The sequence below is a fragment of the Bifidobacterium coryneforme genome (assembly GCF_000737865.1).
Taxonomy (GTDB): Bacteria; Actinomycetota; Actinomycetes; order Actinomycetales; family Bifidobacteriaceae; genus Bombiscardovia; species Bombiscardovia coryneformis.
Window position 1 is genome coordinate 466,017 of sequence record NZ_CP007287.1, and the last position, 12,863, is coordinate 478,879.

Below are 12,863 nucleotides of genomic sequence, written 5' to 3' on the forward strand. Positions count from 1 at the left end.
ATGCCGGGTCGTTCCTGTTGGCCTGGTGGACCAGTCTGGGGCTTACTCTGAAGGTATGAATTCAAGCAGACCGGTTGATGCGACTCGGGTCCCTTCGGAGGTCCAGGAGCTGATTGACGGTGGGCTCAAGGGAACGAACGGGGAGGGCACCTCCACCCTTCTCATCTCCGGCCCGCCCCGGAGTGGCAAGACCACCGTCGCCACCCAGGCCCTCCTGGCCGGTATGGATGCGTACGGAGACCGCGATGCCTTCATGGTGGTTTCGGGCCGCACCGCTGCGGACCTGATCGGTCGCCAGGTCATCCTGGAACGGGGGAGCGCCAGCAGGACCCGCCCGGTGGGTACTCTCCAGGCCCTGGCCTTCCAGATACTGACACAGGTCTCCTCCCTGTCGGAGGAAGACGGTGCACTGTTGCCCAGGCTGCTCAACGGAGCCGAACAGGATGCCCTCCTGCGTCAGGTCTTGACCGGTCATATCGCTCACGTCCGATCCGGTGACGACTGCGCGGTATGTCGACTCCTGGAGCGCTACTTCCAGAGTGGATCCGGCTGGTCCTCCGTCCTGGTCACCCGGTCGGACGGGCAGGTCGAGGGGGTCAGTGATAGGTTCATCGCCCAGCTGCGTGACATGTTCGCCCGGATGACGGAGCTGGGGGTAACTCCCGAAGACAGGGACCGTCTCCTTTCCGCGCTGGATACCCAAGCCATCGACCTCGACCAGAAGGAACGCCTGGGTCTGCAATGGCGTCTGGCCTTCGCCATGAATGACGAATACCTGGCGTGCATCGACCGGACCTACCCGGACGAGTTCCGTCTTGACCCCTCCTTGCTGATGGTCCGGGCAGGGGAGGGAATCAGGAAGGTCGAAGGGCTGGCCCTGCCCAGGCTCCTGGTAGTGGATGACTGGCAGGACGTTACCCTTGCCGGCATGGGATTCCTGCAGGCCTTGAATCGGGCCGGGTGCAGCCTGCTTCTGGTTGGCAACTGCGACCAGGCGGTCCAGTCCTTCCGAGGTTCATACCCGGAATTCCTGGCAACCCGGTTGACTGGTCTTACTGCCCCGAACCAGGGGGAGGCGCTCCCCATACTGGCCGAGGATTTTGCCTGCCTCAACGCCCGGCAGGTGGTCCTGCCGCAGCGGCAGATCGTGGCTCCGAGCGCGGCGGGCCAACCCTTGCAGGACGGGCCCGGCTCCTATGCGGACCTGGTGGCTGCCCGCATATCCCTGGGCATCGCCAGTCTTGAGGAGGAGAATGTCGCTCTTCCCAGCCGGCCGGGTAAGTTGCCGGCCTGGCCCGGTGCCGGGCCCGTTGCCCCCCTGGCCCCCACCAATCCGCTCCTTGCCGACGGCTCCGTGTCCGCCCGACTGTTCCACACTCCAGCCCAGGAGGAGGATGACCTGGTCTGGCAGGTCAAGCATGAATTCCTGACCCTGGGCAGGGATTGGAATGACATGGCCGTCATCGCCCATGACAATGCGACGATTCGTGCCCTGGGCCGCAAGCTCAGGGTGCAGGGGGTCCCTGTCCGGTATTCGTCGGTGACCAGGCCCCTCAGCGAGGAGACTGTCATCCAGGGGCTCTTCGCCCTGGTCGAGCTGGCCCGGGTTGCGGGGGACCTGTCCGCACTGTCGGATGAAGCGACCGGGCCCGGTGGCATTGCCTCCTGGGTCAGGCTGCACCTGAGGACCCTCATGGCCAGCCCGCTTGTCTGTGCCAGGGTGGGGGACACCGGCCATGAGCGTCCGGTGAGGATGGAGCACCTGGAATCTCTGATGGATTCCATGGCCGTACTGTCCCGAATCCAGTCCTCGGGGGACGTGCCCGACCCATCAGTCCCGGCGACCGATGGGGTCCTTCCTCAGGAAGCGGGTTCGGATGTCGAAGAGGCCGGTGATGACGAAGGAGCGGACGGGGACGAAGGGGAAGGCCGCCCAGAGGAGACCCTGTCGACTCTGCCCGGTCTGGTATCGGTCTGGAGGGACTGGTGCCGCGGCATTCTGACCCAAGGGGCCGATGCCGCCCGGCAGGACGGGGTCAGTATTGATGATTCGGTGATATCCGGTGGTGGAAACGACTTGGATATCGAGGGTGGTCTGAGCGTCGATGCCCTGCAGACCATGCTCCTTCTGAACCCTCAGGAGTGTGCGCCGACAATCCTGTCCGCCATGGATTCCATCGCCGGTGGCCGCCGGGAGGACCCTGACGTACGCGCCCTCCGCCGGGCCTTGCGGATTATCCGGACCACTGCCGACCGGGTGGCCGCCCTGCCTGATCCCCAACCCCAGTATGTGCTCTGGGAGGCCTGGGACAGCCTGGGTCTGGCCGATGACTGGCAGAAGCGTGCCCTGGTGGCCAGCCAGGAGGGCGAGGAGGTCAATGACCGCCTCGATGCCTTGATGCGTCTCTTCCAATATGCGTCCGGCTCCCAGGGATTCCGCACCATCGAGGCCTTCATGGACCAGGTGCGCAGTATGCAGATCGAGGCGGACTCCCTGGCGCATATCGGTCCTGTCGAGCATGCGGTCACATTAACCACGCCCGCCGGAGCGGCAGCCCTGGCCAGGGTCTGGCCTTTGGTATGGATTCCGGCGGTCCAGGACGGGAACTGGCCCAATCTGACCCCCCGTGACACCATGTTCGGGGCGGAGGACCTGGCCGACCTTGTTCTCCACAACCGAATCGGGACGCTTGACCAACCCTCTTCCGGGCATGACCCCAGGATTCAGTCGGTGCTGTATACCGAGAAGAAGGGGTTCCTGGAGGCTGTGACGCGTGCCGGCGAGCAGGTACGGGTCAGTGCCGTCTGGAATGACGATATGGTCCCATCCGATTTTCTCTATGGGTACCTGCCCGAGTTCTATGAGCGGACCGCGGATATGGCCCGAGCCAACTTCACCCCGGTGGGGTCCGGGGGTGACACGGGCAGGGAATACGGTGGTCTGGAGGTCTCACCCAGGGGGCTGACCGCCGTGGCCCGTTCCCTCCTGGCCAGGCAGGCCCTCCAGGAGGATGGTCTGGACCGTGGTCGAGTAGATGATGCCATCGATACCCTGCGACTCCTTTCCAGAGAGGGCTTGCAGGAGGCCGACCCCAGGTTCTGGCCCTTCCTGTATGCCGATTTCGATACTGAACGGTCCTCGAACGGAGCATCCGAACGCCCCGATACGGATTCACCGGCCTCCGTTTCCAAGGTGACCGCAGTGGGCGAACCTCCGGCATTGAAGCCCGGAGAATCGCAACAAGGAGAAGCAGTTGCGACCTCCGCCCAGGTGGTGTCCCTCTCTCCATCCACCGTAGATCAAATCTGGCGCTGCCCACTGGAATGGGTGCTGAGTGACCGGTATTCCGGTCCACAGCCGAGCAGGGTGGATACCGGCTTCGGTTCCCTGATTCATCAGGTGGCCCAGGAGGCGACCAATCGCGGTCTGGACAGGCCTGACCCCGGGAAACTGGGTCGGAATGCTCAATCCCTGGCGGAGCGCAAGTCCATGGTGGGGGCCGAATTGATGGACATCTACCACGAGTTCGCCCAGAATCCTCCGGCTGGACTGAATCCCAGGGAGCTCTACGGTATCCGCAGCAAAGAGCATCAGGCGGAGGGAATCATCGATAATCTGGCCTCCTACTTCGTCCATTCCACGACAGACGGCTACGGTTGTGGTGGGAAGGCCCCGGTTCCCGTTGGAAGCCTGGAGGGGGTTCAGAGCGAGCGGTCCTTCAACGTGACCATAACCGTGGAGGACGTTTGCAAGGTATGGAAGGCCACCTTCCCCGGCAATGCGCTGGACCGGGAGCAGTTCTTCAATCTTCTGTCCGGTCTGGTGGGAGGGTTCCCCGAGGCACTTACCTCGGAGACGTCCGTGCGGTTGTCCGGCAGGATAGACAGGCTGGAAACCCGGTGCATTGACGGTCGTCATTACCTGCGTCTGGTGGATTACAAAACCGGTAAGGTGCACAGTCGAGGCGATCTCTTCAATGACCTTCAGCTGGTCTGTTACCAACTTGGTCTGGCCTTCCAGACCGACGAGGAAAGAAGGCGGTCGGATGCTGAGGCCGGCTGGGTCCTGCCTGGTGCCCCTGACCCCGCCCAGGACGGAATGCTTCCCGTCAGCCAGTCCCTGCTCTTCGACGTAGGCAGACCTGCCAAGGATGCCAATACAGGAACCAGGCCTGAGGAGGTCCCCTACCAGCCGCCCATCTTCCACGAGGGGACCTTCACGCCCGCCTACCAGCCGAGAACCGGAGTCCCCGACCCCTCCAAACTGGCTGACCTTGGAGACCTCCCTGCCGAGTCCCCGCGCGGGGTTGACCAGGAGGTCTGGGATCTGGTACGCAATCACGGCGGTGGCTCCCAGATTGTATGGGACCTGACCATGGTGGCCCGGGTCTTCTTTGCCGCCGGAGTCAGCCTTTCGGCCGACCGCCCCGATGCCCTCTTCGACCCCTCCCGTTGCCGCAGGGATCGCAAGGACGGGGTATGCCCGGCATGGAAGCGGCTGGCAACCAATCTTCTGGAGGACCAGGAATGAAGCAGACAGCAGAGCAATCGGCCATAGTCGATGCCGGGGTAGAAGATGACCTCCTGGTTGTGGCGGGAGCCGGTTCCGGCAAGACCATGACCATGACACAACGCATCATTGCCTTGATTCGGCATGGTGTCCCCTCGGAGCAGATTCTGGGCCTGACCTTCACCCGTAAGGCCGCCTCGGAACTTCTCTCCCGGGTCTCGGCCGCGGTCATCAGGAGTCGTCCGGGGTCGGACCAGGGCCAGGTGGACCCGGAGAGGAACTTCCTCAAACCCTCGGTCTTCACCTATGATGCCTTCTTCCAGTCCATCGTCCGGCAGTATGGACTCCTGGTGGGGATGGACCAGGACACCCAACCCCTGAGCGCTCCCGGAGCTTTTCAGCTGGCCGCGGGGGTGGTGGCCGAGCATATCGACCTGGTCTTCCCCGACCGTGGGGAGGTCATGGACCAGGTCGAGGGTGGTCTGGATGTGGACGACCCCCTGTCCGGGTTCTCTGCCGCCACCATCGGTGGCCCGGTTCAGGCTGCCAGGCTGGCGCGTGCCAGGGAATTGGGTCAGGATGACGTGGGTTCCGGCGCTTTCGAAACCACCGTCAACCAGGTCCTCGGCATCACCCATGCCCTGACCTCCTCCATGATCAGTCGGGACTGCCCGGACTTCGACCAGGCCCTGGCCCGGGTACGGGAGTGGGACCAGGCCTTCATCGATAGGACCGTGGCCCTGATCGATGGTCGTCCCATACCGGATGCTGAACCGACCGAAGCCTCCCTGAAAAGGCCGAGACGAGCGAAGAAGGACAGCGACGAGGACTATGAGCTCGAGTTGCGGAAAATGCGGAAGAAGCGACTGGACTTCCGGCTTTATCAGGCCAACCGGCTGCTCAGGACCGTCAGGACCCGGGAGAAGCTCCTGACCCTGGCCGATTACTATCAGCAGGCCAAACGCCAGGCCAACATGGCCGAGTTCGGCGACTTCACTGTAGCCGCCTTCCAGCTTGTCGACCGATTCCCGGCAATCGGAGCCCATTATCGTCGCCGGTTCACCCACGTATTCCTGGACGAATACCAGGACACCTCCACCACCCAGGCGCTTCTCCTTGCCGCCATCTTCCATCCGAACGACAAGGAGGGGGCATCCAGGTCGGCCGTGACCGCCGTGGGGGATCCCTTCCAATCCATCTACGCCTGGCGTGGTGCCAGCCCGGGAGCCTTCCGCACCTTCCAGTCACAGTTCGGGATGCTGGCCGACAGGCCCAGTGTCCAGGACGGGCAGCTTGGCGGAATCACCACCTTCGGCAGGTCGGAGGACAAGGAACCTCTGACGCTCTCCCGCACCTTCAGGAACTCCAGGATGGTCCTGAAGGCCGCCAATCTCTTGACGGTTCCGCTCCGGCAGGATACGGGCCGCTTCTCCAGTGCCAGGATGAACGAGGTGGACGTGGCCCGGCTGGAGGCCAGGGAAGGAGCCGACGAGGGGACCGTCGGCCTGCTTGGCTACAGCACGATTGGCCAGGAGATCGACGCCGTGGTCCGTTTCGCCCTTCATGCCAGGTCACGTTACGGCGGGCACGGCGAGGATGAGCTGGGCGAGGATTCCGATGCCCCCCATGCGGCCGTCCTTTTCCGGTCCAAGGCCAGGATGCCCCAGTATCGGACGGCACTGGAAGCCGCAGGCCTGACCTGCCAGGTGGTGGGGTATTCGGCCCTCTTCGACCGCCCCGAAGTCATGGATATCCTGGCCCTGCTCAGGGTGATCTGCGACCATACCGACAGTGATTCACTGATGCGTCTTCTGGCTTCGGCCCGGTTCAACATGAGCCCGGCCGATTTGAGAGCCTTGGCCTCCCTCGCGGAGACCATCAACGCCGACAGCCAGTACCGGGCTCTTCTCCAGGCCGGAATGGTGCCCAAAACGGACGACGGCAAGGTCAGGAGAGAGCTGGTACGAGAACAACGGGACCAGGTACCGAACTCCCTCTTCCTGATTGATCTCCTGTTGCGTGATGACCTGGACGACCTGCTCCGGACCTCACGACTCAGTCCGCGTGGCCGTACATTGGTCAGTAGGGCGGCCGAGGTCATTCGAACAGTCCAGTCCCAGTCTTCGGCCTCGGTCAGGCAGGTGGTCATCGCCGCCATCCAGGCCCTGGACCTCGACATCGATCTGGTCCTGGCCCAGGCCATGGAACATCCGGACCAGCCTCTTCAACCGAGCCGGGCCAATGCCGGAGTCGAAGCCCTTCTGGAACAGGTTGATACCTACATATCCGAGTTGCCTGCCGGCCTGGGCCCCAGTCTTCCAGGATTCGTGGCCTGGGTGGATGCCATGGTCCAAAGTCCCGATCTGCCCGATGAGGGGGCTGGTGGGCATGCCGATGTGACCCTGATGACCGTCCACCAGGCCAAGGGTCTGGAATGGGATGCCGTGGCCGTGGTCGGGCTGTCCGCCGGCTCCTTCCCGAGCAAGCAGGGCGACCACCTGAAAATCGAGACGCTGAGCACCGAGGCTTCCCCGGTGGGAGTGCCTTACCGGAACACGGCAAATACCTGGCTGGAGGATCCGCAGGCGGTTCCTGTACCGGTCAGGGCCGATGCCATGATTCTCCCCAGATTCCCCCATGACGCCCGTCCGGGATCCGAACCGGGGGATGACCTTGGTGGTCTGAGCCTGGCCGATTTGGAGGACGAGGCAATCGGGGAGATCAGGAGCACCGGCGTGGACGATGCCGGGGATGACTACGACTTCCTGAGTGCCAGGGGATACCTGCCGCAGAAAGAGGAATACGGAAACCGATACCACAACGATGAGCGCCGACTGGCCTATGTGGCCGTGACCAGGGCCAGGCATGACCTCCTCCTGACGTTCAGCACCAAGGCCAATGACACCAATCCCGCCTTGAACACCCCACAGGCCGACCCCGAGACGACTGCCTCGAACTTCTGGCGGGAATTGGTCAGGGGTCTGGAAGGCGAAGATGGTGCCGTCAGATTGGATTCCATCGATGGGGGCCAGGATGGGGACGACGGGGAACCGCTTCCCCCCACTCCTCCTGTGGGTCTTCTGGTTGGTCAGGATGCCCAGGCCTTCCGTCAGGCCCTTGTTCAGGATGCCTTGGACCAGGTGGGCCAGCTGGCAGCCAGGCAGGATGAATCCGACAGGGTCCTCTGGCCGATAACCATGGGGACCAAGGTGTCACAGGCCCTGCAACGCAGTGCCGAATGGGTGGGCTTCGACGAGGACCCATCCGGAACCCCGCACGCGGAAGGCAGTCTCTATGCCGACGCGGTCCGGGTGCTCCAGGTTGGCACCGGAAGGCTGGGTGTTGCCGGTGACCGCCTTGTCGCGGACCTGGAGGCTCTGCGCCGTACAGGGCGGAGAATCATCGGGCATGGCGCTCAGAGTGTCACTTCCATCCAGGCCAGATCGGGCGGGATGGAGGCCGTCAGGGAACGGGAGTATTGGGAGGGCCTGGTCAGGCCTGTGCCCCGGGTGGCCTCGCCTCTGGCCCAGGCCGGTACCCTCTTCCATGAATGGGCTCAGCGCTACATCATGCCTGACTTCGAACCTTCATCGGGATTGCTTGATGTGACCGACCAGACCGTGGATGATTCCCTGGTGGAATCACAGACCCCATCCGGGTCAGCCGTTCCCTTGGGGTCGGAGGCCATGGCGGAACGCCGTCGGATGCTGGCGGATTTGGACGAGGAAGAAGCGGGAAGGAAGCAGGGGGGAAGCGACCGAACGGCCCGGAACCTCAGGATATGGGAGCGGCGTCTGGCTGAATCCGAGTGGGGGCAAAGGACTCCTGCCTGGGTGGAACGCCCCATCGTGGCGGTACTGGACGGCACCATCGTCAAGGGCAAACTCGATGCCGTGTTCCGCGGAGGGCTCGACCAGGATGACGGCTCCAAGCTCTACACCATCGTGGACTGGAAAACCGGGGCCCGGCCCACGACCGCGGAGGACATCAGCGGAAAACTGGCCCAGCTCGACATGTACCGGATACTCCTTTCACGCTTGGAGGGAATCGACCTGTCGACCATCGACGCCTGCCTTTACTATGTAAGTGAGGCCCAGCCATCCCGGCGGCTGATCAGGGCAAGACCCAGATCCCAGGAGGAGATCCTTCAGGGTTTGCGTCGGGGTGCTCCGCAGGAGTCGGACAACGACTGAACCAGCAGGGCGGGCCGCGTACACGCAATGACAAGAACGGGATGCAAACCGGCATGCAGAGCATGGTCGGGGCGGTCCCAGGCAGACCCCGCTCCCTCAGGTGGCGATGGGTGCCCCTGAGTACATGGTGACCGGAATGGCCGGGACGGTTTGACGCGCCCATACCTTCCGTGCAGCCAGACGGAGTGACAAGAGATGACAGAGACAAGCCGGCCCGAACCAGGCCGGACCAGCCCCCGCATGCCTTCGATACGCCCCATGGCCTGGAGCGATATGCCCGACCTGATAAGGGAATTCGAGAGGACCTGGAAGGTGGAGGCGGACAAGCAGGGCAAGGTTTCGCAGTTAAGCGCGGAACACTTCGTCCTTGACTACCTGACCCAAACCACCCGAGCCCGCATTGCCAGCATGGATGGCCGGTTCATGGGGGTCACCCTGCTCAGGGAGGGTGACGGACCCCTAAGTTTCCTCCAGGCACAGGCCTGCCTGGAATCCGTGGACGCCTCCCTGGGCTCCACGCCGCTGGGCAGCAAGACCCTGGCCAGCGCCCGGCACTGGCACGCTACGGAGGTGCGTCTTGAGGAGGAGTCCGGTCTGACGGCCCCGCCCCAAGCCGAACTGAAGCTGTTCCTGGTCAGCGGCAGGGCCCGCGGTCACGGCATCGGGCGGCTGCTCTGGCTGGATGCCCTGACGTACATGGACGGAAAGGGAATCACCGACTTCTACCTCCATACCGACTCTTCCTGCGATGTTGGGTACTACGACCATCAGGGCATGACCTGCCTGGCCGAGCTCAAGGGCCGGGATTACCAGGCGTTCTCCGAGCAGCAGGGTGCCGATTCCCGCGGTGTCGATCCGGCCTTCTTCGAAGGGGTCGACGACATCTACATTTACGGCGGAAAAGTCCGCGAACAGCTGGAAAGGTGCGGACGGTCATGAAGGAATCCAGGTCCCCCTTCCTGCGGCTCTTCACCTACCCCGGCGCTGCAGGATTCTGCCTGGCGGCGGTTCTTGCCCGACTGCCCTTGGGGATGATGGGGTTGGGTATCGTCCTGGCCCTGAACCATATTTACGATAATTGGACTTCGGCAGGCATGATGAGCGCGGTCTATACGCTTTGTGCGGCCCTGGTCACCCCCGTCTACGCCCGTCTCTTCGACAGGTTCGGTCAGCGCCGGGTGGGACTTGTGGCACTCATGATCCAGACACTGGCCATCTTGGGGTTCGCCTTCGGGGCCATGAAGAGGGTATCCCTGGGCATACTCTTCATCCTGGCCGCCCTGATGGGTCTGACCCAGTTCGCCTTCGGGGCCCTGGTCCGCACGCGTTGGGCCTGGGTCCTGCGGGACGACCGGACCAATCTGCTCAACACGGCCTATGCTCTGGAATCCGGTCTCGATGAGTGCGTCTTCATCCTGGGGCCCATCCTTTCCGCCTACCTGGCCACTTCGGTGAACCCGGTATCCCAGCTCTTCCTGCCGGCTGCGGCCCTGCTTGTCGGCGGACTGACCTTCTTCTCGATGCGGTCCACGGAACCTCCGGCCATCGTCAGGATGGAGACCGCCGCAACCACGGCCGCCGACCACTCGCCGGTCGATGACGGTGGCAGTGTCCACCCCGAGGACTCGGACGGTATGAAAGGGGCCCGTTCGGCTCTGGCCTACCCGGGTATACTCCTCCTCTTCGTGGTCTTCATCGTTTTCAACATGAGCTTTTCGGCCGTGGACGTTTCGGTTACGGCCCTGACCAAGGCCATGGGCAGGGAGGGGGCCGTGGGGCTCCAGCTTGCGCTCTTCGCCCTGGGGTCCCTCTGTGGGGCCTTGATCTTCGGGTCGGTCAAGCTCAAGGGTTCCCGGTGGCGCTACTTGGTGGTCTTCCTGACCCTGCTGACCACCGGTTATGTGGTTTTCCGCCTGGTCATGGACAATCTGGTCCTCCTGGGTCTGGCCGAGGTGCTCTCAGGCCTGTGCGTCTCTCCCATCTTCGCCACGGGCAATCTGATAGTCCGGGAGAGCGTGGACTCCCGCGCCCTGACCGAAGGCCTCTCCTGGCTGTCCACCGGAGGCTCCATCGGAACCTCGCTGGGGTCCACCCTGGCAGGAATTGCCTTGGATAAGTTCGGCCCTCATGGCGGCATGACCATTCCGGCCATCGTCACCTGCTGTGCCATACCCCTGGCAGTCCTGGGATGGATCAGCAGCCGCAGGCGCACGGCGTCCGCATCGTCGTCGGAATAAGGGTTCTGGTCCGACCCGAATCGGGACCCCCGCCAGCCGTTTCGATACCCGGGAGACCTTCGGAGATGATTCCAAGGGTCGGCACATCCGCCAGGTGGAAGGAACGGGCCACGGTTGGTGACGGCTCCTAGACTGGGGTCGAGTGCACAAGCAGGACGAGTCACGGAGGTGGGCATGATCAGGGTTGCTGTCGTAGGGGCCACTGGACGAATGGGAACCAGTGTCGTTCAGGCCTTGGAAGAGGCGGATGACATGACCCTCTCCCTTGCCGTCGATGGTCGGGACGGTCTGGAGGGGATTACCTCCGACAATACCGATGTGGCCGTCGAGTTCACGGTTCCCCAGGCCTCTTTGGACAACGTGCTGACCCTGGTCGGGCGGGGGGTCGACCTGGTGGTGGGTACAACAGGCTGGACCGATGAGGGACTCGACCAGGTACGGCAGGCCCTGGAGCAGGCCCCCCGTGAGCATCAATCGGTCTTCATCGCCCCCAATTTCGCGATTTCCGCCGTCCTGGCCGACCACTTCGCCGCCAAGGCTGCCGAGTACTTCACCTCGGCCGAGGTGATTGAACTCCACCATCCCGACAAGGTGGACGCTCCATCGGGAACGGCCATCCACACGGCCCAGGCCATCGGGAAGGCCCGGCGTCAGGCCGGCTTGGGGCCGATGCCGGACGGCACCCAGGGTGCGGCGGATTCCCGAGGGCAGGTGATTGATGGGGTGCACGTCCACGCCGTTCGCCTGCAGGGCCTGAATGCCCACGAGGAGGTCCTCCTGGGGAACTCCGGTGAGCAGCTGTCCATCCGTGCAGACAGTTTCGACAGGTCCTCCTTCATGCCCGGTGTGCTCCTGGCTGTGAGAACCATCGCCTCCGGTTCCCACCCTGGTCTGACCGTGGGGCTGGACCGCTTCCTGGATCTGTGAATGGTCACCAGATGGAACGAGATGTGGCGGGAATGTGCCAAGGCCCGATTGAGTCCCCATCTGCAAGTAGCGTGAAACTATGATTGAGTCCGAAACCCATCTGATGCCACCTGCCCCCTTCGGCAGGGTCATTCCGGCCATGGTCACCCCCATGAAGGCCGATGGATCCATGGACTTCCAGGCTGCTGCTGCCTTGGCCCGCAGACTGGTGGCCGATGGGGCCGATGGGATTCTCGTCAACGGCACCACGGGGGAATCCCCGGTGACCCATATGGACGAAAAGGTCAATCTGGTCCGGGTGGTCAGGCAGGCAGTCGATGTTCCGGTCATTTCGGGTGCCGGGTCCAACGACACCGCGCATACGGTCCGCATGGTCGAGATGATTCAGGAGGCCGGGGCGGATGCCCTCCTGGTGGTCATGCCATATTATTCCCGTCCCTCCCAGGACGGCGTGGTGGCACACTACCGGTCGGTATGTGAGTCCGCCGATCGTCCGGTCATCCTTTACGATGTGCCTGGCCGTACCGGCCTGCACGTCGAGCTGGATACCTACCGCCGCCTGTCGGAGCTCAAGCATGTGGAAGCCGTCAAGGATGCCACCGGTGACCTGGCCGCGGTGCCGCAGAAGCGGCAGGAGACCGGGCTGGCATGGTATTCGGGTGACGATGGGCTCTATCTGCCCTTCCTGGCCCTGGGGGCAGTCGGCATCATATCGGTCATGGCCCATGTGGCGAGTGGCCCCATGCAGGATCTGGCGGCCCGATTCGATACCGGTGACCTGACAGGCGCGCAGCGGCTGGCTGCCACCTTGGCGCCCCTGGTCCAGGCCCTGAACGGCGATGGACAGCAGGCCGTCATGGCCAAGGCCGCCCTGAAGGTGGCCGGGTCACTCGACGAAACCACGATGAGGCTGCCCAATCTGGGACCCGGTAAGGAGCAGCTCTCCAAGGCCAAGGCGGGCATGAAGGCCGCCGGTCTTATCTGACCGGGACCGGA

At 63.6% G+C, this 12,863-nt stretch carries 6 protein-coding genes; all 6 read left to right on the forward strand.

Annotated features, from left to right (window positions below):
* The first annotated feature begins 55 nt into the window (after positions 1-55).
* Positions 56-4,531, forward strand: coding sequence for a PD-(D/E)XK nuclease family protein (locus bcor_RS01675; protein WP_158332620.1), 4,476 nt, complete (start codon positions 56-58; stop codon positions 4,529-4,531).
* Complete coding sequence (locus bcor_RS01680; protein WP_034259252.1) at positions 4,528-8,703, forward strand: ATP-dependent DNA helicase; 4,176 nt, start codon at positions 4,528-4,530, stop codon at positions 8,701-8,703. The genes bcor_RS01675 and bcor_RS01680 overlap by 4 nt, the downstream gene beginning before the upstream one ends.
* A gap of 195 nt (positions 8,704-8,898) precedes the next feature.
* A complete protein-coding gene (locus tag bcor_RS01685; protein ID WP_148303939.1) occupies positions 8,899-9,642 on the forward strand; it encodes a GNAT family N-acetyltransferase in 744 nt (247 codons plus the stop codon).
* Positions 9,639-10,940, forward strand: a complete 1,302-nt coding sequence (locus bcor_RS01690; RefSeq protein ID WP_033491587.1) for an MFS transporter — start codon at positions 9,639-9,641, stop codon at positions 10,938-10,940. Before bcor_RS01685 ends, bcor_RS01690 begins: the two co-directional genes overlap by 4 nt.
* A gap of 174 nt (positions 10,941-11,114) precedes the next feature.
* Positions 11,115-11,867: a 4-hydroxy-tetrahydrodipicolinate reductase gene (gene dapB, locus bcor_RS01695; protein ID WP_033498657.1), complete on the forward strand. Its 753-nt coding sequence runs from the start codon at positions 11,115-11,117 to the stop codon at positions 11,865-11,867.
* 79 nt (positions 11,868-11,946) lie between these two features.
* Positions 11,947-12,852: a 4-hydroxy-tetrahydrodipicolinate synthase gene (gene dapA / locus bcor_RS01700; protein WP_033498658.1), complete on the forward strand. Its 906-nt coding sequence runs from the start codon at positions 11,947-11,949 to the stop codon at positions 12,850-12,852.
* Positions 12,853-12,863 lie beyond the last annotated feature (11 nt).

Excerpts from the sequence above, each read along its gene's own strand:
- bcor_RS01675 (WP_158332620.1), top strand. The coding sequence starts at position 56 with ATGAATTCAAGCAGACCGGTTGATGCGACTCGGGTCCCTTCGGAGGTC.
- bcor_RS01680 (WP_034259252.1), top strand. The coding sequence starts at position 4,528 with ATGAAGCAGACAGCAGAGCAATCGGCCATAGTCGATGCCGGGGTAGAA.
- bcor_RS01685 (WP_148303939.1), top strand. The coding sequence starts at position 8,899 with ATGACAGAGACAAGCCGGCCCGAACCAGGCCGGACCAGCCCCCGCATG.
- bcor_RS01690 (WP_033491587.1), top strand. The coding sequence starts at position 9,639 with ATGAAGGAATCCAGGTCCCCCTTCCTGCGGCTCTTCACCTACCCCGGC.
- dapB (WP_033498657.1), top strand. The coding sequence starts at position 11,115 with ATGATCAGGGTTGCTGTCGTAGGGGCCACTGGACGAATGGGAACCAGT.
- dapA (WP_033498658.1), top strand. The coding sequence starts at position 11,947 with ATGATTGAGTCCGAAACCCATCTGATGCCACCTGCCCCCTTCGGCAGG.